The organism is Flavitalea antarctica (genome assembly GCF_054461535.1).
Genome location: NZ_JBTLQG010000001.1, coordinates 248,170 through 271,630, shown reverse-complemented (window position 1 = coordinate 271,630; position 23,461 = coordinate 248,170). Strand labels below are relative to the sequence as shown.

Genomic DNA, 23,461 nt, shown 5'->3' with positions numbered 1-23,461 from the left:
GCGGTGATTTCAGTGGGCTCCACTCATCACTCATAATTCATAACTCATAACTCTCTTAACGTATGTTCAGGAATTATTTTAAAACAGCATGGCGCAATCTCGTTAGAAACAAAAGTTTTGCCCTTACCAACCTCGTTAGCCTTACTATTGGCATTACCGCTACACTGCTGATCCTTCTCTGGGTTCAGAGCGAACTTTCATGGAACAAACATTATAAGAACTATAGTTCTACATACCAGTTATACGCGAACCGTAATTTCAATGGCAACATATATACAGACAACTCTATCATTCTACCTCTTGCTGACGCCCTTGAACAAGAACTTCCCCAGGTAAAATATGCAACCTTCACATCCTACAGTGAAGATCGTATTCTTGCCAATGGCGACAAAAAGCTTAAAAAGTCAGGGTACCGCGTCAGCAAGCATTATTTTAAGGTGTTTCCTCAAAAAGTGTTGAAAGGAGATCCGGAAACTGCCCTGGCCATACCCGATGGCCTGGTAGTAACAAGGAGCACTGCACTTGCTTTGTTTAATTCAGAAGATGTCATCAATAAAATAGTCAGGATTGATAATAGCCGTGATGTCAAGATTGCCGCAGTGATTGAAGATGTGCCTGGTAACTCGTCTGTTATTTTTGACTTCATTAGTCCGTACAATTTCGAAGCTGCCTCAATGCAGGATTGGGTCAATTCGTATAATAACGTCTATGTGCAGACAAATGGTGTACAGGAAGCTGGTGTTCTTGAAAAAGCGGTCAACAATATCGTGGCTAAACATAGCGACAATAACAATTCATCATATTTTTTGCATCCGATGGAAAAGTGGAGGCTGTATAGTGATTTCAAGGACGGAAAGAATACGGGCGGAATGATCACTTATGTAAAGATGTTCTCGATCATCGCTTTTGTGATCCTATTGATCGGATGCATAAACTTCATGAATCTGTCTACGGCCCGCTCTGAAAAACGTGCGCGTGAAGTCGGAATCAGGAAGACATTGGGTTCAGGAAAATCGCAGCTGATGTTACAGTTTTTTTGTGAGTCAGTGATCCTCGCAATCATTGCCTTGATCATATCAATCATTGCGGTGTATTTGCTTTTACCGGTGTTTAATGTCCTGATCGGAAGGCAACTTGAATTGCCCGTTTCCAACTGGCAGTTCTGGCTGCTCTCGGGTGGTATCGTTGTTTTCACCGGGTTGGTAGCCGGTAGTTACCCGGCTGTCTATCTCTCATCATTCAACCCGGTCACTGTTTTGAAAGGAACTTTTCTGCCTGGTAAAGCGGCTGCAACACCCAGGCGATTACTGGTTGTGGCTCAATTTGTAATCTCAATACTGTTGATCTCATCCACTTTAATTATTTACCAGCAGATCCAACACGTCAAAAACCGCGACCTGGGTTATAAAAATGATAACCTGCTCATGCTTCCCTCCACCCCCGACATTAGCCGCAATATCCAGGCAATCCGGAACGAACTGATGCAGTCAGGTGATGTATACTCGCTCACACAAACTTCTTCGCCTATTACCGAGATCTATAATTATACGCCGGCACCCGATTACGAAGGCAAGCCGGAAGGCCAGATGATCGTTTCATCGATGGGAGTTTCACAGGACTTTACAAAGACGATGGGTATCCGGATCATTGAAGGACGCGATTTTGGGAACACGCCCGCTGACACATCTTCGATGCTGCTGAACGCAGCAGCCGTCAAGACAATGGGCCTGAAAAATCCAATAGGTGCTATCATGCGTTACGGTGACCGCAATTTCGTTGTGCGCGGGGTAACCGAAAACGTGGTTATGACTTCTCCTTATCAACCGGTAGACCCGATGATAATCATGTATCGCCAGAGTTCGCGCGGTACCATCACCATACGGTTGAATCAAAATACTGCTCCGCAGAAGGCAATCGGCACTATAGAAAAAGTGCTGACAAAATACAATCCGGGTTCACCATTTGAGTATCGTTTTGTTGATGCTGAATTCAACAGGAAGTTTGTTACTGAGGAACTGATAGGTAAACTCACTAATCTGTTCGCAGGACTTGCTATCTTCATTTGTTGCCTGGGAATGGCGGGTCTGGCTTCCTACACAATAGAAAGAAGGCTCCGTGAGATCTGCGTCCGGAAAATCCTCGGCGCCTCCGTCCAGCAATTGCTCATGCTGATTGCAAAGGAGTTCATAAAACTGGTGATGGTTGCATTTTTAATAGCAGTCCCGTTAACCTGGTGGGCAATGAATAACTGGCTACAAAATTATTCTTACCGCGTAACAGTGCAAGGTTGGATATTCGGTGTAGTCGGTATCATAGTGATACTGCTCACAATGAGCATCGTCTGGCTCAATATCGCCAGGGCGGCCTACGCTAACCCGGCGACGAAACTGAAAGCAGAGTAAGGTCATTGCACAAAATGAAAATTTTTTCCAGGGTATCAAATCAAAGGCACTTATGTTACAACGAAATTTATTGCATGCCTTCAGGAGCCTGAAGTTTTCAAAGGGCAACACATTTATCAATGTCTGCGGTCTTGGAATAGCGGCTGCTGCTTTTTTGTTGCTGCTGCATTATATCAGGTTTGAAAGAAGCTATGAAAGTTTTCATAGCAAAGCTGACCGCATTGCACGATTGACTATCGACCTGTATAACGGTCCCGAGATCATCGGTACTGATTGTGAAACATATCCACCCCTTGGTCCGGCGCTGAAGAAAGAATTTCCTGAGGTGGTTGATTTTGTCAGGTTACAGGACTACAGTCCGGTTGAGGTGAAGGAAACAAACCAGGTGTTCGCCCTTGAGAAATTGTATGCGACAGATCCAAGCATCTTTTCTGTGTTCGATTACCAGCTGATTGAGGGAGATGCCAGGACCGCATTGTCCGCGCCGATGCAGGCCGTAGTCAGCGCAACAATGGCAAAGCGTTTATTCGGGAATGAAAAAGCTATAGGTAAAGTGATCAAAGTGAATACCCATCCCATGGTGATTACGGGTGTGTTGGAGGATGTCCCGTTAAATACTCACCTTCGTTTTGACTTGTTGGTTTCTTTCAACTCTGTTCCGACAATCGGGGGTGACACATCCACCTGGCAAGGCAATAACAACTTCACTTACCTGTTACTGAAAAAAGAAACGGATCTTCAAAGCCTGAACAACAAACTGGGATTGTTTGCTAAGGCGCGACTCAAACACGAGAACCTCGTTGCCCAGGGTATAAGTGATATCCATTTGTTTTCAAACCGTGCCTTCGAACCAGATATTAATGGCGATATAAAGACGGTAAATTTTTTGACTGTTGTAGCAATGCTGATTGTAGTCATAGGCTGTATAAATTATGTAAATCTTGTTACAGCAAATGCTTCCGACCGGGCGAAAGCGGCAGGTATGAGGAAACTCCTGGGATCATCAAAATCATCATTGATACAACAGTATCTGGGCGAAACATTTATCGTCAACATACTGGCTTTCCTTTTTGCTCTTCTGCTGATTGAAATCGCTTATCCCTATTATCTAACGTTAACCGGCAGGAGCTTCAGGCAACATATATTTCTTGAATCATCGTTCTGGTGGGCTTTTTCCACTCTGTTCCTGGTAAACGCATTGTTAAGTGGGCTGTATCCCGCATTTGTGCTTTCTTCTATTAAACCCACTGCCGTTATCCGCCGGAGTTTCACCCAGTCCGTCACCGGCACCTGGATGAGGAAAGGATTAGTTGTCGGCCAGTTTACTGTCTCCATTGTTGTTTTAATTGCTTCGGTGGTTGTGTACAGGCAGGTAACCTTTATGCGAAACCAGGATAAGGGAATGAATGCAAGTGAATTGCTCGTTCTCAAAGGTCCTATGAATTCGGAGCCTGACTCAGTACATATGCAGAAAGTACAAAATTTCAAAACCCGGCTTCTGCATATTGGAGCCGTCAGCATGGTTTCATCAAGCGGTGCCGTGCCTGGCGAAAATATTAATCAGCTCAATACCACGACCGGTATCGTACAATTGGGAACTAATCTTGAATCAGGTCTCAACTACTGCAATTATGATATTGATGAAAATTTTATTCCGTCCATGCAGATAAAACTTGCGGCCGGGCGCAATTTCAGAGCGGGAAATCAGCGGAACGAGGTATTACTGAACATGGAGGCTTCCCGCCTACTCGGCTATGCATCCCCGGAACAGGCAATCGGGGGAAAGATCACCTATGGCGGAAGGGGTGTAAAATTTTCAACGGTAGTCGGAGTGATTATGGATTATAAACAAGGGTCCGTAAAGAATGCAATGCTTCCTATCATTCATACTTATTCTCAAGCCAACGATAGTTACTATTCTCTCAAGATAAATACCAAAAATATTGAACAAACCATAGCAGGTATACAAAGCATATGGAAAAGTACCTTCCCGGAGAATTCATTTCAATATTTTTTCCTGGATGAACTGATCGACCGGCAATACAGGTCGGACCTTAGGTTCGGGCAAATAATCAGCATTTTTTCCGCATTGACATTTTTCATCACCTGCCTGGGAATCCTGGGATTGACTGCCGCAACTATTTCGAAACGTACACGAGAAATTGGAATACGTAAGGTGCTCGGGGCATCGGTGCAAAGTATTGTCTCCCTGATCTCGGGTGATTTCGTAAAACTCGTCTGTATTGCTATCCTGATTGCATCACCGGTTGCCTGGCTGCTGATGAATGAATGGCTAAAGGATTATAATACACGGATCAATATCGGCTTGTGGGTCTTTATTGCCTCAGGTTTGCTTGCCCTTTCGGTTGCCATCATAACTATCAGCTACCAGGCAATAAAGGCAGCTACTGCAAACCCGGTTAATAGTCTTAAAGCAGATTAGCACGACAAAATCGCCAGGGATATTCTCGTTCTGATGTAACATTGGCTCCTAAAACTTCGTCTCAGATCAGTTAACCAATGCTTAAAGTGTACACCAACTATATGTTTAAGAACTACCTGAAAATTGCCTGGAGAAGTATAAGAAAAAATAAAGTGTCTTCTGCCATCAACATCACAGGATTGACCATAGGTCTGAGTTGTTGTTTGCTCATAGCGCTATACATAAAACATGAACTTAGCTACGACAGGTTCCAGGTGAATGGCGATCGTATTGCGCGCGTTATTATGGAGTATAAGATTGGTAGTGATGGTAAGGCGGGAACTTTCACGAGCACAAAGGTGTTTCCGGAATTTAAAAGACAGTTTCCGGAAGTAGTATCCGGAGTCAGAATGACCCGAACTGCAAGAGTTGTAAAATATGGAGATAAACTTTTTGATGAAAAGCGGTTTCTGTTTGCTGATTCCACTTTTTTTGATGTTTTTTCATTCAGGCTCTTGAAAGGGCTGCCAGGCCAGGTGCTGAATGCGCCCAAGACCGTAGTGCTCACTAAGGATGCCGCAGAAAAGTATTTTGGGAACGAAAGTCCTGTTGGGAAAATACTAAAAACCGGTTCAGACGCTACTGACTACCTGGTGACCGGTGTGATGGAAAACTGTCCGACCAATTCACAGCTGAAGTTTGATATGGTTGCCTCCTTTTCATCTCTTGGCCCTGCCCAGGAGGAAACATGGTGGAATGCCAACTTTACGACATATCTGTTATTGAAGGATCCTTCTTCATTTGAATCGCTTTCCCGGAAGATTCCGCCTTTTATGAAAAAGGAATTCGCAAACGAACCAACTGTATCGTTAAACTTCTACCTCGAGCCTTATACAAAAGTGCACCTTCATTCGCCCCACGATGGGTTTGAACCAAACAACAATATCGTATATATCTACGTGATGGCAGGTATTGCTTTATTGATACTGGCCATCGCATGTTTTACCTATATTAATCTTAGCACCGCCAGGTCAATGGAAAGAGCCAGAGAAGTAGGTATACGAAAAGTTGTAGGAGCAATCAGGAAGCAGATATTCTGGCAATTTATCGGCGAGTCAGTGCTTGTATCATTCATTGCATTACTGCTCTCCATTGCAACCGCGATACTGGTTTTGCCCTGGTTCAACAGCCTCGCGGATAAAAATCTCACCACATCTCATGTTGTTGATCCCGCTGTTTTGTTGACTGGTCTGCTCATCATAACCATCATAAGTTTACTTGCCGGAAGTTATCCCGCACTGATACTTTCAGGCTTCCATCCCGTTAAAGTGTTGAAAGGTGCATTCAAAAATACAAACTCAGGACTCTGGTTAAGGAAATCACTCACTGTTTTCCAGTTTGTCATTTCTGTATTTCTCATCATCGCAACATTTACGATTCAACATCAGCTAAACTTTATCCGGAATAAAAAGCTTGGTTATGACCGCGACCAGGTACTGGTACTTCCCACTGACGGGAAAATTGTGAAAGCAATCGACCTGCTGAAAATTGAATTCAAAAAGAATGGCCATGTAAAACAGGTAGCAACGGCTTATAACACTCCAAACTATATCCAGGGTGGTTACTCCATGAAAAATAATATGATGCCCGGTGCAAAAGAAATGGGTGTAACAGCTAATCCCGTCGACCCGGACTTTATAAAGACCACGGGCTTGCAGTTAGTCGCCGGCTCCGACTACAATTTGCAGGACATGAAGGATATAGCAAACGAGGATGGGTCAAAGAATGTTTATCAGTTCATCATTAATGAATCAGCCGCTGCAGCACTTGGCTGGACTCCCGGAGAGGCAATCGGAAAAAAAATGTCCCTCGGTGATGACCGGCCCGGGTTTGTAAAGGGTGTAATAAAAGACTTTCATTTCGAATCTCTGCACACTACCATAAAGCCACTTGTGCTGTTCCCTGGCTCCTGGTTTAATGTCATGATGATAAAGCTTGACGGTAAGGATATCCCTCAAACCATCGCGGCTATAGGGGCAACCTGGAAAGAACTGGTTCCTCATCGTCCATTCGAGTACCATTTTCTTGATGAAGACTTCAACAAAATGTACAATTCAGAGATGAAGATGGGTCAAATCCTTAACGTATTTGCGGGCATGGCGGTTCTGCTGGCCTGCCTGGGTTTGTTTGGTTTATCTTCTTATGCCGCACAGCAGCGTATAAAAGAAATCGGGATTCGTAAGGTGCTCGGCGCATCGCTGATCCAGCTGGCCTCCATGTTGTCCAGGGATTTTGTCAAACTTGCATTTATAGCGTTCCTGATCGCGGCACCTCTGGCGTGGCTGGTAATGTCAGACTGGCTGCAGAACTTCAATTACAGGGTCAGCCTTAGCTGGTGGATCTTCGTGGTAGCAGGCTCCCTTTCCCTGCTTATAGCCCTCCTGACGGTGAGCATCCAGGCAATGAAGGTAGCGCTGACAAACCCTATAAAGAATTTAAAAGCGGATTGAGAAGCCGTGCTTTTTCCTGTTTCCCGATCACCACTGGACCGTAACGTTTTGCAGTTATCCTCACCATTTCAGGTGTGTTCATTATCGGACAGTTTTTGTATCGAAAACGAACTGATTCGTATTGATTTGAGACTTAACCAAATGAAGATCATTGACTTACAAACTGGCATATCATTGTTTATAAGATAGGGCACAAATCAATTCAGCGGATGCTCAGAAATTACTTCAAGGTTGCCTTCCGAAACATAACGAGGAATAAGTTTCTCTCTTCGCTCAATATCCTGGGGTTATCTGTCGGTTTAAGCGCAGCACTGGTTATTTACCTGATTGTTCAGTATCAGCTAGGATTTGATAAACATTACCAGGATAATGACCGGCTCTACAGGGTGGTCACCCATCTTCGGTTTGCTGAAACTGATTTTAAAAACTCCGGAGTACCATCCCCGCTTACCACGGCGATCAAAAATGAAGTGACAGGACTCAAAGCATCGACGGCGGTACTTGGAATCCTTTTCGAACCGCAGGTTTCAGTAGAGCGGGCTGGAAATGCAAAAAAAATCACCTTCAAAAAGCAAACCCGCATCGGATTTGTGGATGAAGATTTCTTCTCCATTTTCGAAAGAAAACTTCTTGCTGGTACCGTGCGCGGAATGAACCAGGAGCCAAACGTCGGTATAATATCTGAATCACGTGCCCGTCTGTATTTTCCTGCCATTCCGATAAGCCAGGTACCTGGTTCTATTCTGTATTATAATGATACCATACCCGTGCGGGTGACCGGGGTAATGGCTGACAATAAAAATCAAACTGACCTCGATCACCAGGAATTTATTTCTCTTCCTACTATCAAATCCGCGGGTTTAACCAATTATTTTGATCCCACTGATCCTGAAGAATGGGGATCGGTTTCATCCAGTAACGAGCTTTATGTTAAGCTTGCACCCGGTACCGCTGCGATGTCTGTTCAAAAGCAGTTGCAGGCTTTGCTGGTTAAGTATAAAAAACCAGAACCCGGAGTTGATCCAAAAAAGAACTTTACCAGGTTTATTATGCAGCCTTTGGCCGACGTCCACTTCAACCAACAGTATGGTGGGCCGGCTGACAGATCAACATTGAACGGGCTGATGATCCTGGCCGGGTTTCTCCTGCTGTTGGGTTGTATAAATTTTATCAATCTTTCCACAGCACAGGCAGCACGTCGTGCAAAGGAGATAGGTATACGGAAAACAATCGGTAGTACAAGAAAACAACTTATCCGCCAGTTTCTGAGTGAAACTTTTTTGCTAACGGTTATAGCGGCACTAGCCGCGGTTCTGTTGACTCCACTGCTATTGAACATCTTCAAAGACTTCACACCTGAAGGTTTGTCATTCGATAATTCGTCTTTAGGCAAGATTGCTGTTTTTGTCCCGGTACTTGTTCTTGTTGTTACTTTACTTGCAGGTTTTTATCCCGCGCTGGTTCTTTCCAGATTCAAGCCAGTGTTGGTCCTGAAAAACCAGGCTTACGCAAACACCGGGCAATCAAGAACGGCATGGCTTCGTAAGGCACTGACCGTATCGCAATTTATAATTGCACAGTTTTTTATTATTGCAACTATAGTTGTAGGAAGACAAATCCATTATTCAATCAATATGGATATGGGTTTCACGAAAGAAAATATTATCACTGTTCCTGTTCCCTTTGATTATTACCGGCCGGACAATAAGATCAGTTTATTTTATAATGAATTGAAATCTGTACCCGGAATTGAGATGATAAGTACCGGTGATAAGCCAGCCATCAGCGGTTCCATGTCAAGCACCTACAAATTCACCAGGGAAGGCAAGGAAACTGAGCTTAATGTAGAGATCAGGAATGCTGATTCCGGCTTTATCAGGCTATTCGGTATCAAACTGCTCGCTGGACGCAACCTGACCGCATCAGACAGTACTTCGGCTTTTCTGATCAACGAGAGCCTCGCCAAAGAAATGGGCTATCCCAATCCTGCTGACGCAGTAGGTGCGCGTTTTGGAAAACAAAAAGATAAGGATCAGATCATGGTTGCCGGTGTAATGAAAAATTTCAATCTCTCTTCGTCAAAATCCGAGATTCGTCCAATGGCCCTCAGGGCAATACCGAGGGTCGCGCGATATGTGCAGATTAAGCTAAGACCAGCGCTAACAGCAACCGCAAACCAAAAGCAAACAATCTCCGGGATAGAAAAAAAATTCAAAGGGATCTATCCGGATGCTGACTTCACCTATACTTTTTTTGATCAGAGCATCAAAGATTTTTACATCAGGGAACAACAGCTGGGAAAGTTATTAAACTGGTCCACTGCACTTTCAGTTTTTATAAGTTGTCTTGGTTTACTGGGCCTTGTAATCTATACAGCTAACCAGCGTCAGAAGGAAATTGGTATCCGTAAAGTGCTCGGTGCAAGCATAACCCAGATGGTTAACCTGTTGTCCAGGGAGTTCCTTAAGCTGGTCATAATCGCGTGTCTTATTGCAGTACCGGTCGCATGGTGGGCTTGTCACAAGTGGCTGGCAGATTTCCCTTTCCGGGCACCTTTGAATCCCTGGATATTTCTTGCCGGCGCTTCGATTCTTATTATCATTGCTTTTTTAATTCTGAGTATAAAAACAATCAGATCAGCAGCCGCAAATCCCGTAGATAGCCTACGTTCCGAATAATTCGATTTCATAAAATTCTAAAGTTTACTTAACCAATCAGCATGATTTCACTAGAACATATTTCCAAATGGATCAACGTAGCAGGCAACAGGGTTTTTTTATTGAAAGACATTAACCTGACCATCAAACAAGGCGAATTCGTTTCTATCATGGGCCCCTCGGGCTCCGGTAAATCAACATTGCTGAATGTTATCGGAATGCTGGATGATGCGTCTGAAGGCACATACACATTTATGGACAACAATGTGACAAGCCTGAAGGAGAAGGCACGTTCTGCTTTATACAAACAACATATTGGTTTTGTGTTCCAGGCTTATCATCTTATAGATGAATTGACCGTTTACGAAAACATCGAAACTCCGCTTATCTATCAGAACATCAAGGGCAGTGAACGAAAAGCGATTGTTGCGGATGTACTTGACCGCTTCCAGATCGTAGGGAAGAAGGATTTATTTCCTACCCAACTTTCAGGTGGGCAGCAGCAGCTCGTGGGTATCGCAAGGGCACTTGTTGCAAAACCGGCCTTATTGCTTGCAGATGAACCAACAGGGAACCTTAATTCGAAGCAGGGCGAGGAAATCATGGACCTTTTTACGGAATTGAATAAGGATGGAGTAACAATCATACAGGTAACCCATTCAGAAAAAAATGCAACCTATGGCTCCAGGATCGTCAATCTTCTCGATGGAAGAATTGAACAATAAAATAGTGAGAACAGGAGCCAGGGAAACTAAAACAATTAAAGAATATCATTATGGTTACGCGTAAAATGATGGGGCTGTTATGTCTCATTATATCAGGATTCATTTCATTCGGACAGGATTCTATTCCTGGTCAGAAACTCACTTTACAACAGGCTGTTGAGATCGCCATCAAAAACAATCTTGAGGTTCAGCAAAGCAACATAGCCATGGAAAGGCAGCGGGTAAATCTTCGCCAGGCACGAACCAATATGTTGCCTGATCTTAATGCTGACATCAATCACGGGATCAACCAGGGACGGAGCATCGATCCATTCACCAACTCCTATGTTGATCAGTCATTGACCAATGCAAGTTATAATCTTAATGGCGGCATCATTCTGTTCAACGGTCTGTTGATCCAGAATAACATTAAACTTAATAATTACGCGTACGAGGCGGCCAAGCTGGAATACCAGCAAATGAAGGATAATCTTACCTTGGATATCATTCTGACGTATCTGCAGATCCTAAACAATGAAGACCAGCTCACCCAGGCGATCACCCAGGCAGATGTAACAAGGCAACAGGTTGCCAGGCTGGAAATTATGAACGAGGAAGGCGCCATCGCTCCAAATCTTTTATATGATCTCCGTGGTCAGTTGGCGAGCGACGAACTAACCGCTGTGAATACCCGCAACGTTCTTGAAAGCAACAAGCTGCGCATGGCCCAGCTGATGAATGTGCCTTATTCAAGGGCGCTCCAGGTTGAAAGGCTAACGGCCGACCAACTACCGGTGCAATATGAGGGAGATATCCAGTCGATATATGATAAGGCCATTGTTGAACTTGCTTTAGTAAGAGCTGCAGTGCTCCGAACAAAAAGTGCAGACAAGGCAGTAAGTGTTGCCAGGGGAGACATGTATCCTGTCCTGAGCCTCTATGGCAACTTTTCAACCAATTACTCCAGTTCAGCCAGCACACAAACATTTTTGAGTTATACCAATGATTCGGTCGGCTTTGTAAAAGGCACCAACCAACCGGTATTGGTAAGACGTGATAATTTTGCGTCTGACAGGATCGGTTACTGGGATCAATTCAAAAACAACTATGGCACCGGGGTCGGAGTCGGACTCAGGATTCCGATTTTAAACGGGTTGACGGCCAGGAACCGGGTGGCAACTGCGAAGCTGGACCGGAAAAATTTCGAGATCATTGAAGAGAATACCCGTGTTCGGCTAAGACAAGCTATTGAACAGGCTTATTTCAATATGACGGCAGCACGTCAGCGTTATGATGCCACTTCGAAGCAGGTTGCTGCTTTCCGCGAATCATTCCGGGCCGCGGAGGTAAAGTTCAATGCGGGAGCCATCAACTCGGTCGAATATCTTACGTCGAAGAATTTCCTGGACAGGGCTAATGTTAACCTGATTATTTCAAAATATGATTATGTATTGAGAACCAAAATCCTGGATTACTACCAGGTGAAACCACTATGGTAAAAATCGTCCGGATTATCTGATCCGGTCATCCTGCACATAGCGGAACAAGCCATTAAGCCTCCCCATATAAAACGAAAAAGCGCAAAGTAATTTGCGCTTTTTTCGTTCGTGATGTAAGGCCGTTTAACCGGACCCCATCTTTTTTAACCAATAAGTTTGAAACAATCAGTCAGCCAGTGCTGCTACTCTCCTTTTAGCTTTAACTACCGCAGGCTTCACAGGTTCACACCTGTCGAAACGCATTGCTGTCCACACATGATCCAGGGCTATCTCAGCCGCACCTTCAAAACCGGCATTCATTACACAGTTCCAACTACAGGATCTGTTTAAATCGGTCACAATTTTAGAAGAGCTTTTCGGGTATGCTATCCAGAATTTTCCTGCCGCCTGCAAGCATGGAATCACCTCTTTCAAAATAGAACTCAACTGATTTTCGTTCACTGCAAAAATCAGTGCGAAATCAATTTTCCGGCTCTTTAAAAGTGGGGTGATGCTCTTGGCGAAAGATAATTTAACAAACTGCTTTTCAATTGATGATGGCAGTCCCTGGATCAAAACATTTTTCTCTTCCTGAAGCTGAAGCTTCTCTAACAAATTTTGAGTCATGCAAAAGAAGTTTTAAGTAAAGCTTAGGTTTAAATACAAACGGGAGTGCAAAGGTATGCAATCCCGGTCGTAGTTAAAACTTTTGCCTTAAAAAAAACGTTTTAGCAAAGAATATATCAGTAAAACAACAGATTAATTGAGCAATATCAATTCTAATCTAAGGTGCTACCCTAGTTCATTGGCTTATAATATTTCAGAGCCTCCGGCATCATTTGCTGAAGTTTCTGTATCCTCGTGGATTCCGCAGGGTGAGTGCTTAAGAACTCAGGTGGTTTGGAATCACCTGCTGCCTGGGCCATTCTCTGCCACAAAGCAATTGCTTCCTGTGGGTTATAGCCGGAAAGAGCTGAGAAGATTAGTCCGTAACGATCAGCTTCCAGCTCCTGTTTCCTTGAATTGGGAAGTAAAACACCAACCTGCGCAGCCGGACCATATACATTATTAAAAATATTACTAACCTGCGAGTTACCGGAAGTCACAACCCCACCGACTATTTCAAGGCCCTGCGCCACCATAGTCTGGCTCATACGCTCATTACCATGTTTAGCGAGGGCATGCGCAATTTCATGACCCATAACAACCGCGAGTGCCGCCTCGTTCTGTGTGATTGGCAATAATCCGGTGTAAACCACGATTTTACCGCCGGGCATACACCAGGCATTTGCTTCCTTGGAATCTACCAGGTTATATTCCCATGCATATCCTTCCAGTTCTTTGGAGAGGCCCTTTTCAGAGTAATATTTCGTAATAGCGTTTGTAAGGCGCTGGCCTATCCTTTTCACCATCTCGGCATCCTTTGACGCGCTTGCGCTGACTACCTTGTTCTGGGAAAGAAATGTCTGATATTCCTGTTTCGCCATGTTCGTAAGATCCGCATCTGAAAGAAGCGCGAGCTGTTTGCGTCCCGTGATTGCGTTCTCTGCGCACGATGTGAACACCAAAGCTGTAGTAACTGCGATCAATATTTTTGAAATACCTTTCTTCATAATTTGAATTAATCTTTCGTCAATGCTTAAAAAAAGTGTACCAAGCAAAAAGCCAACAGGCTCACTAAACGCCTAAATTATACTAAAGCAGTTGCAATAAGACGTTAAAATTCAATACCTGCGGCCCCGGACGCAGGGTATAGTGTTAGTCAGCCAATCCCGATTCAGATGGAATCTGATGCTCTTCTCCTCTCCTTTTTCCTGTCCCGATGTTTAAGAATGGGAACCTTGCTTTCGCTGCCTTTCAGCAGACGACCGATGTTTTTTTGGTGGGTGAGAACCACCAGCAGTGTGACTGCTATGGCAAATCCGCGGTAGAGCGTTTCCTTTTCGTTGAACACAAACAAGATAAAGACGGCAAATGCGATACTTGCCAGGATCGAGCTCAATGAAACAAACCGCGTGAGATATAAAACAAGAAGGAAAACCCCGACACAGCAAACAGCAACCAGGGGTTGAATGGCGAGGATCATCCCAAATAATGTTGCAACGCCCTTACCCCCTCTGAAGTCAGCCCATATGGGGAAAATATGCCCCAGCACCGCTGCGAGACCTAAACCGACCATGAAGTTGGTACGATCCCATTCGCTTGTTAAATAATAAGGAAGGAGTATATAAAGGCTGGTAGCAGCTACCCCTTTAAGAACATCCATTAACATTACAAATACGCCCCACCTGGAGCCTAAGACCCTGAATGTATTTGTAGCTCCTGAATTGCCGCTGCCATACTCACGGATGTCAATGCCAAAAAACAGTTTACTTACCCATACTGCGGTTGGAATTGAGCCAATCAGGTATGCTATTACAATGAGTAAAATTTCTTTCATTGAATAGTATTAGTTAAAGTTGGATAACGAAAATACAAAAATATCGCTTACCCTTCTATTAAAATTGTTGATTATCAGTGCGTATTAGCCTTAAAACGATCCAGCCATTCATTTCTTTCTCGCCGGTTATCACCAATAGGGAATCGTTTGCCGCGCTTTCAATTTTAAACCGGTCCCCGCTTAGCAATCCACTCATTAAGAGAACGCCGTCCGGCCTTAAATGTTGCGACAAACTATGCATCTGGTCCAACAATACATTTCTGTTGATATTAGCCAGGATAACATCGAACTGATTAGCCGTGGCGATGATTCCCGAAAGTTCAATCCTGATTTTTGAGCAGTTGTTTTCAACGATATTTTCACCCGCATTTTCAATGCTCCAGGGATCATTATCGATGGCAAGTATATCATCTGCACCCAGCTTTTCGGCAAGAATCGCGAGTACACCCGTGCCTGTTCCAAAATCCAACACCGTCTTTTTTCCAAAAAAAATGCTTTCCATTTGCTGGATCATCAGGTATGTGGTCGCATGGTGCCCGGTTCCGAAACTCATCCTGGGTGTTATGATTATGTCGTGTTTCACCCCAGGCTGGGCGGGATGGAAGGATGCCCGGATACAACAAAAGTCATCCACCGGCACCGGCTGAAAGTTTTTCTCCCATTCATCGTTCCAGTTTTTTACCGGCAACAACTCAGTTGAAAATAAAATCCCATGCGGCCGCAACAGGTTGTTCACGGCCATCTCATCATAAATGTCAGCAGAAATATAAGCGTGCAGTGTATGTTGTTCTTCTTCGAATCCATCGAATCCTGCTTCGCTCATGATACCTATAAGAAGATCCTTTTCTGCAGCATTGCGCGTGATCAGCGAAAGTTTTATAAATGAATCCATTTTTGTCTGTGTAGTGACGAAGATAATATTCTAAAATGTATCTTCATTTCGTATGTACCTGCTTCATCATTTTCTGGCCTCTTCGTGGTTTATACTTAATCTGACTACTATCATTCTGGTCGCAGGCTATCTGCTCAGCATTTTTATGGCATTGCTCGTCATCTCTGAAAACCGCAGTCCTTCAAAAACGCTGGCTTACCTCCTTATGTTTTTTGCGCTTCCTTACATTGGCGTTATGGTATATTTCATTTTCGGTGAAAACTACCGTAAGAAAAAAATCTATAAAAAGAAATGGCTGACCGATCAACAGAATTCAGAGCGATTCGGAAATTACATGGTCCGCCTGTCTGAGGAAGTACTTGCCAGTCACATGGGAACAATTAAAGGAAACGCCCAGCTTGTTCGGCTGCTCGTCAACGATAGCAAGCTACCCATCTCTGTCAACAATAAAGTGAAGGTCTTACATAACGGGGAAGAAAAATTTCCTGAAGTTTTTGAGGCAATTGCCAATGCAAAACATCATATCCATATTGAGTACTACATTTTTGAAGAGGGGCGCCTCGCGAATATTATAAAAGACCTGTTGATCAGGAAGAGGCGGGAAGGTGTGGAGGTTCGTATAATGTATGATGATTTCGGAAGCGATCTCGGAAAGGGTTATCTGAATGAGCTGGCTGAGGCCGGGGTCCAGGCATTCCCGTTTTACAAGGTTTATTTTCATTTACTGGCAAACCGGAACAACTATCGCGATCATCGGAAGATAATCATCGTAGATGGGGTGATTGCTTTCACCGGGGGTATTAACATTGCAGACAAATACGACAACAGCATCCAAAAGCCGGGTCATATATACTGGCGCGATACGCATCTCCGGATTGAAGGAGATTCGGTCAAGTTATTTCAATACCTGTTTCTCCTGAACTGGAACTTTTGTTGTGATGAAGAAGTTGATCTTGCCGGCGGCTATTTTCCTGAGTACAACGGTAATGGAACACAACTGGTACAGGTTGCCTACAGCGGACCAGATTCTGACCGCGCGAGTATTATGCTTAGCTATTTTGCCGCTATCAACAATTCGCGGGAGTATGTCTATATATCCACACCATATTTTATTCCCAACGAAAGTATCCTGAACGCACTCAAGAAAGCAGCATTGGGGAAGGTGGATGTCAGGCTGCTTGTTCCGGGCATTTCAGATTCAAAGATGGTGAATGCCGCAGCCATGTCTTATTATGAAGAACTGCTTGAAGCGGGTGTAAAAATATACCTGTACAAAAAAGGATTCAATCATTCTAAAATTGTCATAGCGGATCATTCCCTTTCAATGGTTGGAACAGCCAATATGGATATCAGGAGCTTCGATCTGAATTTTGAGGTGAACGCCGTGGTATTTGATCATGAGATTCATAGTGAGCTCAAAGAGGCGTTCATGAACGATATGAGAAACAGCGTTCAGCTGAACCTGGAACAATGGCAAAAACGGCCCCGGTCAAGAAAGATGTTAGAGTCCTGCTGCCGGCTTTTGTCTGCCTTGCTTTGATTCAGCGGCCCAACCTTGCAGGATAGCTGAAAATAAAAATGGCGACCAAAGCCGGCCGCCATTTTCAATATAAACGAGTCTGTTGATTAACTTTCTCTTTGCTCAGGTTTTGGCATCAGTACCTTTCTGCTAAGCTTGAACTTGCCGGTTTTGTTGTCAACCCCGATAAGTTTTACTTTAATGGTATCCCCTTCCTTCAACACTCCTTCCATCGTCTCCAATCTTTTCCAGCTCACTTCGCTTATATGAAGCAGACCCTGTTTGCCAGGAATAAACTCAACGAAAGCACCATAAGGCATTACTGACTTAACTTTTGCTTCATAAGTTTCTCCTACTTCAGGCATGGCAACGATACCCTTGATCCAGGCGACAGCTTTTTGCAGGCCCTCTTTGGCAGGACTGAATATGCTGACCTCTCCAAAATTACCAACCTCTTCAAGGTTGATGGTAGTTCCTGTCTCACGCTGAATTTCCTGGATGATCTTACCCTGGGGTCCGATAACCGCACCAATAAATTCTTTATCGATAAACAGTTTCTCCATTCTGGGCGCATGTGGCTTAACCTCAGTGCGGGCGGCAGGTAAACACTCATACATGGCATCAAGGATCTGGAGACGTCCGCCACGTGCCTGGGCAAGTGCCTGTCTCATGGTATCCATGCTAAGACCGTCTACTTTAATATCCATCTGCACACCACAGATACCATCACGGGTTCCCGTGACTTTAAAGTCCATATCTCCCAGGTGATCTTCATCTCCAAGTATATCTGTCAGGATCGCATATTTGCCATCGCTGTTCCTGGTAATGAGACCCATGGCAACTCCGCTTACATGCTTCGGCAAAGGAACACCGGCATCCATTAATGCAAGTGATCCCGCACAAACAGTGGCCATCGAAGAAGATCCGTTTGATTCAAGGATGTCACTGACTACACGTACTGTATATGGATAATCAGAACCCGGCATCATTTGCTTCAGGGAGCGCATCGCAAGTGCACCATGTCCTACCTCACGGCGACTCTGACCGCGCATCATCTTGACTTCTCCTGTACTGAACGGAGGAAAATTATAATGGAGAAAAAACTTAGAGTCTACGGATTTTGCTGCACTTTCAACAAGTATTTCATCTAATGGTGTCCCGAAAGTTACCGTTGTAAGTGATTGGGTTTCACCCCTTGTAAATAAAGCCGAACCATGCGGCGTTGGTAATGCATCAATTTCCATCGCCAGGGGACGAACTTCATCCAACCTGCGTCCATCAAGACGCACATTGTCATCCACGATCATATTCCTGACTATCTCCCATTTGAGATCTTCATAGTATTTTTTCAAAAGTTTCTTATCAACTTCAGTTGCCTCTTCACCAAGAAGGGTTTCCATCATTTCTTTCCTGAACGTTGCAAAAGCTTCTGTGCGCGCATGTTTGCTACTCCCGGACTTTGCTATCTCGTAGACTTTATCCTTTGCAAAGGCGTTAACTTTTTCAAGTAATTCGTCATTTTGAACGGGTTTGGTATACTCACGTTTTGTAGTTACACCTTTTTTAGTCCTAAGTTCTTCCTGGGCTTTGATCTGAATCCGGATTGCATCATGGGCCAATTCAAGTGCTTTAATAAGGTCCTCTTCGGAGCATTCTTTCGCTTCACCTTCAACCATCATCAGATTTTTCTCTGTAGCGGCTATAATGAACTCCATATCAGCTTTTTCCAGTTCTGTCCGGCTTGGGTTTACGATCATCTGACCGTCAACCCGGGCTATCCTGACTTCACTAATAATTTCTTTGATTGGAATGTCACTGACGGCAAGTGCGGCGGAAGCTGCAAGGCAGGCGAGAGCATCAGGCATAACTTCAATATCACTTGAGATAAGCGATATAAGTACCTGTACATCACATAAATAATCCTCTGGAAATAGAGGTCTAAGGGCACGGTCAATTAAACGGCTGGTCAGAATTTCATAGTCGTTGAGCCTGGCTTCTCTCTTAAAAAAAGATCCTGGAATACGACCCGCAGCCGCGAATTTTTCCTGGTAATCAACAGAAAGGGGAAAGAAATCCTGGCCCTCTCTTGGCTCCTGGTTGGCAACTACTGTTGCTAATAAAATACAATTGCCCTGGCGGACAGTTACAGCACCATCTGCCTGACGGGCTAATTTGCCGGTCTCGATGGTGACGATTTTGCCACCTCCTATATCGAAACTCGAACTGATTGGTTGGGAAAGCATAAATTCAATTACGTTTAAAATTACCGGCGATCAGGCGAAGGTGGGAATGATGAAGGCCGGAAATCCAGTGAAAAAACAAATTTCGAAATAAAACCCGGAGTTAAACAAAACAACGATTCCCAACTGAGCATTCAGTTGGGAATGGTGTTATATAATCACTATCGTAATGACGAATAATTATTTTCTAATTCCAAGTTTTTCAATCAGCTGGCGATAACCCTGAAGGTTATTTTTGCTCAGATAGTTCAAAAGCCTTTTACGCTGTCCGACCAATTTCATCAACCCGCGCTGAGTAGAAAAATCCTTTTGATTTTTACGCAAATGATCAGAAATACTGTTGATACGCTCGGTAAGGAGCGCTATCTGGCCTTCGATAGACCCTGTGTTAGTGGCTTTACCACCAAATTGTGAAAAAATACCCGAAACTTTTTCGTTTGTTAAATACGGCATCTCAAATTTTTTTTAGAAACATCCAAATTAATTCATCTATAAATTGCCGGCGAAGGTACGGAAATTTATCAATTGTTGATCTATTGTGTGGCCAATTTGTCCATTAACCAGCGTTATTTCGCGTCTTTTTTGGGAATTTGATACCCGGAAAAACATATTTTTACGGGTTATGGTTCAGTAAGTTAGAATTTGTCTCAGAAGAAAGCTCCCCGTTGTATGAAAAACCTTGTTTTTGCGGTTACCAATGATCTGACCTACGATCAACGAATGATCCGGATCTGCGGCTCTCTCTCGCGTGCGGGGTACAATGTTTTACTGGTGGGCCGGACCATGGAGGGTTCCAGGCCTTTGTCGTCCAGGGCGTTCAGACAAAAGCGTCTTCCCTGTTTGTTTCAAAAAGGAAAGCTGTTTTATGCGGAATTTAATATCCGGCTTTTCTTTTTCCTGCTGTTTGCAAAAATGGACCTGGTATGTGCCATTGACCTGGATACCATCCTGCCTTGTTACCTGGTTTCTAAGCTCAGGAAAATAAGAAGGGTTTACGACGCGCATGAATTGTTCTGCGAAATGAAGGAAATCGTGGAAAGACCCCACATCTACCGGGCCTGGAAATGGCTTGAGAAAAAGATGGTGCCGCATTTTCCTGATGGTTATACCGTTAACGAAGCCATCGCCAACCAGTTCAGGATCATGTACGGGATGCAATACCAGGTCATTCGTAACATTTCATCACTCGAGGCGCTGGAAATACCGGAAAAGCCGGAACGATATATACTCTACCAGGGTGCGGTTAACGAAGGAAGGTGCTTCGAAACCCTCATTCCCGCTATGAAGCAGGTAAATGCACGTTTGTTTATTTGCGGCGACGGGAACTTTATCACCCAGGCAAAAGCACTCGTTGTTGAACACGGTCTTGAACAAAAAGTAATCTTCAAAGGTAGAATAGAACCGGCTCAGTTGAGGAGTTATACCGTAAATGCCTGGATCGGCATAACGCTGTTCGAAAAGGAGTCTCTCAGCAACTATTATTCACTGGCAAACAGGTTTTTCGATTATCTCCACGCAGGCATACCCCAGATATGTGTGGACTACCCCGTTTATCATGATTTAAACAATCCCCTCCCTTTCGCTGTTCTCATAGATAATATCTTGCCGGACACCATTGCTGCAGCAATTAACAAACTGCTTAATGATGATTCCTTATATAAAAGACTGCAGGAAAACTCCCTGGTTGTAAGACAACAATTGAATTGGCAATACGAAGAAAAAAAGCTCGTTCTGTTTTATAGTAAACTTAAATAAGCATTGGATAAACATCTACATATAGTTTCCCTTGACGTGCCGTATCCGGTCGATTACGGCGGCGTCTTTGATATTTTTTACAAACTGAAATTTTTAAAGGAAGCGGGCATCAGGATTCATCTTCACTGTTTTGTAAATAAGCGCGGGCCTCAACCAATACTCGGGCAGTACTGTGAAAAGGTTGATTATTATCCGCGGCAAACGGGACACAAAGGGCTTTCGTATAACCTACCCTATATCGTTAGTTCCAGGAACAGTGATGAACTTGTTGAGAATCTGCTCAAAGACAATTATCCTATTCTTATAGAGGGTATCCATTGTACTCATTTCCTGCATGATGAAAGATTCTCAAATTTATCGGATCGGAAAATCATATTAAGGCTTCTCAATGTAGAATTTGTTTATTACCATCATTTGTTCCGCTCATCTCCCACTTCTCTGAAAAAATTATATTTCCTTGCCGAAAGCTTACTCTTAAAAAAATATGAGGCTTGTATTGCGAAAAAAGTATCCCTGATCCTGGCTATTTCCGATGCAGATAAAGATGTATATAAAAAGGAATTTGGTGTGAAGAACATTGCAAGTATGCCAGCTTTTATAGGCTATAATGAAATTAAGTCACAGGAAGGGATTGGTTGCTTCTGCCTGTATCACGGTAATTTATCTGTGCCGGAAAATGAAAAGGCGGCCCGTTGGTTATCCGATCATGTATTCAACGATCTCAATATTCCGTTTGTAATAGCCGGTAAGGACCCTTCAGATAATTTCGTTCGCAGCGTAAAAACGAAGTCAAATATCTGTGTGGTTGCAAATCCGGACGATCAGGAGATGGGTGACCTGATCAGCAAGGCGCAGATTAATATCCTGCCTTCAATGAATGACACGGGTGTAAAGCTAAAATTATTGAACGTCCTTTATAACGGGCGGCATGCTGTCGTCAATGATGCAACCGTTAAGGGAACGGGTTTCGAATCCGCCTGCCATGTTGCAGGAAATGCAAGTGGCTTCAAAAGTATTGTAACGCAACTGTATCATCGTCCTTTCACAGAGGACGAAACTATTTTGCGAAGCCATTTATTGCAGGATGTCTTCAATAATCAAAAAAATGCAGAACGGCTGATCCGGTGGATCTGGTAGGTATTAGTCCATTGAAATTGTAGCATTATCCGAAATCTTTCCTCTTTCCGTCCTGATCATCCTCGCAGGAAATTTATTGATGACAATGTAATCATGTGTTGCCATCACGATAGCTGTTCCGTAATCGCGTGAGATATGAAATAACAACTGCATAATCTCGTCTGAGGTTTCCGGGTCAAGATTGCCGGTGGGCTCGTCTGCCAGGATTAGTTTTGGAGAATTGAGCAGTGCGCGCGCAACATCAATTCTTTGTTGCTCTCCCCCACTCATTTCAAAAGGCATTTTAAAACCTTTTGATTTCAGCCCCACTTTATCAAGAACATCAACGATCTTTTCGTCCATCAGTTTCTCATCCTTCCACCCGGTTGCTCTTAACACAAACTTCAGGTTATCGTTCACATTTCTGTCCGTCAGTAGCTGGAAGTCCTGGAATACCACGCCAAGATTACGCCTGAGATATGGTACTTTTTTCCAATCCATTGTTCTCAGGTCGAAGCCCACTACTTTTCCTTCACCCTCTTTCAGCTCAAGATCACCGTACAAAGTTTTAAGCAGGCTGGATTTTCCTGTGCCGGTTTTTCCAACCAGGTAAACAAATTCACCCTTCATCACCTGGAAATTCACATCCTGCAGCACCAGGTTCTGTCCCTGGTAAATATTTGCATGTTTCAAATCTATTATTAACTCCGGCATAGTGGAACCTGATTGTTGGCCAAAAATAAGTAAATAAAAGTTATCAAATATGCGTCAGATTTTGCACATAGGTTTGAAGGCACGTCTTCCTTCATATTCTGATATTATAACATTAAGAGCCGTTGCAATCATAAAACGAAAATTCAACTAATTAATGTGATCGGCAGCCTGTCGGGAAATAAATACGACACGGTAAATATGTTTTATCGGAAGCAGCGCTCGCCGGAAAATAATATCAAGGGTTTATATTGATTTTGGCCGTTGAGTGAAGGACCTTAGTAAGGATCCTGTAAGAGCACCCATTCCTGTAACCAATCCACCTATAAAACCGGTCACAATAATCATGAGCCAGGGTTGTGGTAACCTGAACAAACCAGCTATTTTTTTTGATAATACTTGCTCGTTTGCTATGTCAATAAACAACGCAAGTACCGACCAAAGTACAAATCCTGCAATGAGACCTGACAACACTGACTTTACTGTTGCTTGTACAATCAGGTAACCGGATAGAAAACCTACAATGGCAATGATCCACCAGGGTAAAAACAATCCAAGAACATAATTGAGAATTAAAATTATCAGAACTGACAGAATGAATCGCATAAAATTGAA

The 23,461-nt window shown here is 43.7% G+C and carries 17 protein-coding genes; 9 read left to right on the top strand and 8 right to left on the bottom strand.

Going from position 1 to position 23,461, the window contains the following annotated elements:
• Positions 1-62: 62 nt before the first annotated feature.
• The 6 genes from ACX0G7_RS00805 (at position 63) to ACX0G7_RS00780 (ending at position 12,194) form a co-directional block, all read left to right on the top strand.
• Positions 63-2,402: an ABC transporter permease gene (locus tag ACX0G7_RS00805; protein WP_458921497.1), complete on the top strand. Its 2,340-nt coding sequence runs from the start codon at positions 63-65 to the stop codon at positions 2,400-2,402.
• Between the two features lie 52 nt (positions 2,403-2,454).
• The gene (locus tag ACX0G7_RS00800; RefSeq protein WP_458921496.1) at positions 2,455-4,845 is read left to right on the top strand and encodes an ABC transporter permease; all 2,391 of its coding nucleotides are present in this window, start codon (positions 2,455-2,457) and stop codon (positions 4,843-4,845) included.
• Positions 4,846-4,922: 77 nt separating this feature from the next.
• Entirely contained in the window at positions 4,923-7,334 is a 2,412-nt protein-coding gene (locus tag ACX0G7_RS00795; protein WP_458921495.1) for an ABC transporter permease, read from the top strand.
• 209 nt (positions 7,335-7,543) lie between these two features.
• Positions 7,544-10,012, top strand: coding sequence for an ABC transporter permease (locus ACX0G7_RS00790; RefSeq protein WP_458921494.1), 2,469 nt, complete (start codon positions 7,544-7,546; stop codon positions 10,010-10,012).
• 41 nt (positions 10,013-10,053) lie between these two features.
• The gene (locus ACX0G7_RS00785; protein ID WP_458921493.1) at positions 10,054-10,716 is read left to right on the top strand and encodes an ABC transporter ATP-binding protein; all 663 of its coding nucleotides are present in this window, start codon (positions 10,054-10,056) and stop codon (positions 10,714-10,716) included.
• 50 nt (positions 10,717-10,766) lie between these two features.
• Positions 10,767-12,194, top strand: a complete 1,428-nt coding sequence (locus ACX0G7_RS00780; protein WP_458921492.1) for a TolC family protein — start codon at positions 10,767-10,769, stop codon at positions 12,192-12,194.
• A gap of 165 nt (positions 12,195-12,359) precedes the next feature.
• On the opposite strand, the gene ACX0G7_RS00775 is transcribed toward ACX0G7_RS00780, so the two are convergent.
• The 4 genes from ACX0G7_RS00775 to prmA all read right to left on the bottom strand — a co-directional run bounded on the left by ACX0G7_RS00775 (position 12,360) and on the right by prmA (position 15,505).
• Positions 12,360-12,800: a hypothetical protein gene (locus ACX0G7_RS00775; RefSeq protein ID WP_458921491.1), complete on the bottom strand. Its 441-nt coding sequence runs from the start codon at positions 12,798-12,800 to the stop codon at positions 12,360-12,362.
• 170 nt (positions 12,801-12,970) lie between these two features.
• Positions 12,971-13,786 (bottom strand): M48 family metallopeptidase, encoded by an 816-nt coding sequence (locus tag ACX0G7_RS00770; RefSeq protein ID WP_458921490.1) that lies wholly within the window; start codon positions 13,784-13,786, stop codon positions 12,971-12,973.
• 164 nt (positions 13,787-13,950) lie between these two features.
• Positions 13,951-14,613: a glycerol-3-phosphate 1-O-acyltransferase PlsY gene (plsY, locus tag ACX0G7_RS00765; protein WP_458921489.1), complete on the bottom strand. Its 663-nt coding sequence runs from the start codon at positions 14,611-14,613 to the stop codon at positions 13,951-13,953.
• Positions 14,614-14,671: 58 nt separating this feature from the next.
• Positions 14,672-15,505 (bottom strand): 50S ribosomal protein L11 methyltransferase, encoded by an 834-nt coding sequence (gene prmA / locus ACX0G7_RS00760; protein ID WP_458921488.1) that lies wholly within the window; start codon positions 15,503-15,505, stop codon positions 14,672-14,674.
• A gap of 52 nt (positions 15,506-15,557) precedes the next feature.
• On the opposite strand from prmA, the gene cls reads away from it, so the two are divergent.
• Positions 15,558-17,045: a cardiolipin synthase gene (gene cls / locus ACX0G7_RS00755; RefSeq protein WP_458921487.1), complete on the top strand. Its 1,488-nt coding sequence runs from the start codon at positions 15,558-15,560 to the stop codon at positions 17,043-17,045.
• Between the two features lie 86 nt (positions 17,046-17,131).
• Here the strand turns inward: cls and pnp are convergent, their stop codons facing one another.
• Together pnp and rpsO are read right to left on the bottom strand one after the other, a co-directional pair.
• Entirely contained in the window at positions 17,132-19,267 is a 2,136-nt protein-coding gene (gene pnp / locus ACX0G7_RS00750) for a polyribonucleotide nucleotidyltransferase (protein WP_458921486.1), read from the bottom strand.
• Positions 19,268-19,444: 177 nt separating this feature from the next.
• Positions 19,445-19,717 carry a 30S ribosomal protein S15 gene (gene rpsO / locus ACX0G7_RS00745; RefSeq protein WP_458921485.1) on the bottom strand — a complete coding sequence of 91 codons (273 nt, stop codon included), beginning with the start codon at positions 19,715-19,717 and terminating at the stop codon, positions 19,445-19,447.
• Between the two features lie 216 nt (positions 19,718-19,933).
• Here rpsO and ACX0G7_RS00740 point away from each other — a divergent pair, with 216 nt between their 5' ends.
• Positions 19,934-21,019 (top strand): glycosyltransferase, encoded by a 1,086-nt coding sequence (locus ACX0G7_RS00740; protein ID WP_458921484.1) that lies wholly within the window; start codon positions 19,934-19,936, stop codon positions 21,017-21,019.
• Positions 21,020-21,022: 3 nt separating this feature from the next.
• Complete coding sequence (locus ACX0G7_RS00735; RefSeq protein WP_458921483.1) at positions 21,023-22,156, top strand: mannosyltransferase; 1,134 nt, start codon at positions 21,023-21,025, stop codon at positions 22,154-22,156.
• A gap of 3 nt (positions 22,157-22,159) precedes the next feature.
• Here ACX0G7_RS00735 and ACX0G7_RS00730 read toward each other — a convergent pair whose 3' ends face one another.
• Positions 22,160-22,849, bottom strand: a complete 690-nt coding sequence (locus ACX0G7_RS00730; RefSeq protein WP_458921482.1) for a cell division ATP-binding protein FtsE — start codon at positions 22,847-22,849, stop codon at positions 22,160-22,162.
• 243 nt (positions 22,850-23,092) lie between these two features.
• Complete coding sequence (locus ACX0G7_RS00725; RefSeq protein WP_458921481.1) at positions 23,093-23,452, bottom strand: hypothetical protein; 360 nt, start codon at positions 23,450-23,452, stop codon at positions 23,093-23,095.
• Positions 23,453-23,461 lie beyond the last annotated feature (9 nt).

Coding starts and splice junctions, on each gene's coding strand:
- ACX0G7_RS00800 (WP_458921496.1), top strand. CDS start 2,455: ATGTTACAACGAAATTTATTGCATGCCTTCAGGAGCCTGAAGTTTTCA.
- cls (WP_458921487.1), top strand. CDS start 15,558: ATGTACCTGCTTCATCATTTTCTGGCCTCTTCGTGGTTTATACTTAAT.
- ACX0G7_RS00790 (WP_458921494.1), top strand. CDS start 7,544: ATGCTCAGAAATTACTTCAAGGTTGCCTTCCGAAACATAACGAGGAAT.
- ACX0G7_RS00770 (WP_458921490.1), bottom strand. CDS start 13,786: ATGAAGAAAGGTATTTCAAAAATATTGATCGCAGTTACTACAGCTTTG.
- plsY (WP_458921489.1), bottom strand. CDS start 14,613: ATGAAAGAAATTTTACTCATTGTAATAGCATACCTGATTGGCTCAATT.
- ACX0G7_RS00795 (WP_458921495.1), top strand. CDS start 4,923: ATGCTTAAAGTGTACACCAACTATATGTTTAAGAACTACCTGAAAATT.
- prmA (WP_458921488.1), bottom strand. CDS start 15,505: ATGGATTCATTTATAAAACTTTCGCTGATCACGCGCAATGCTGCAGAA.
- ACX0G7_RS00805 (WP_458921497.1), top strand. CDS start 63: ATGTTCAGGAATTATTTTAAAACAGCATGGCGCAATCTCGTTAGAAAC.
- ACX0G7_RS00780 (WP_458921492.1), top strand. CDS start 10,767: ATGGTTACGCGTAAAATGATGGGGCTGTTATGTCTCATTATATCAGGA.
- ACX0G7_RS00775 (WP_458921491.1), bottom strand. CDS start 12,800: ATGACTCAAAATTTGTTAGAGAAGCTTCAGCTTCAGGAAGAGAAAAAT.
- ACX0G7_RS00730 (WP_458921482.1), bottom strand. CDS start 22,849: ATGCCGGAGTTAATAATAGATTTGAAACATGCAAATATTTACCAGGGA.
- pnp (WP_458921486.1), bottom strand. CDS start 19,267: ATGCTTTCCCAACCAATCAGTTCGAGTTTCGATATAGGAGGTGGCAAA.
- rpsO (WP_458921485.1), bottom strand. CDS start 19,717: ATGCCGTATTTAACAAACGAAAAAGTTTCGGGTATTTTTTCACAATTT.
- ACX0G7_RS00740 (WP_458921484.1), top strand. CDS start 19,934: ATGAAAAACCTTGTTTTTGCGGTTACCAATGATCTGACCTACGATCAA.
- ACX0G7_RS00725 (WP_458921481.1), bottom strand. CDS start 23,452: ATGCGATTCATTCTGTCAGTTCTGATAATTTTAATTCTCAATTATGTT.
- ACX0G7_RS00785 (WP_458921493.1), top strand. CDS start 10,054: ATGATTTCACTAGAACATATTTCCAAATGGATCAACGTAGCAGGCAAC.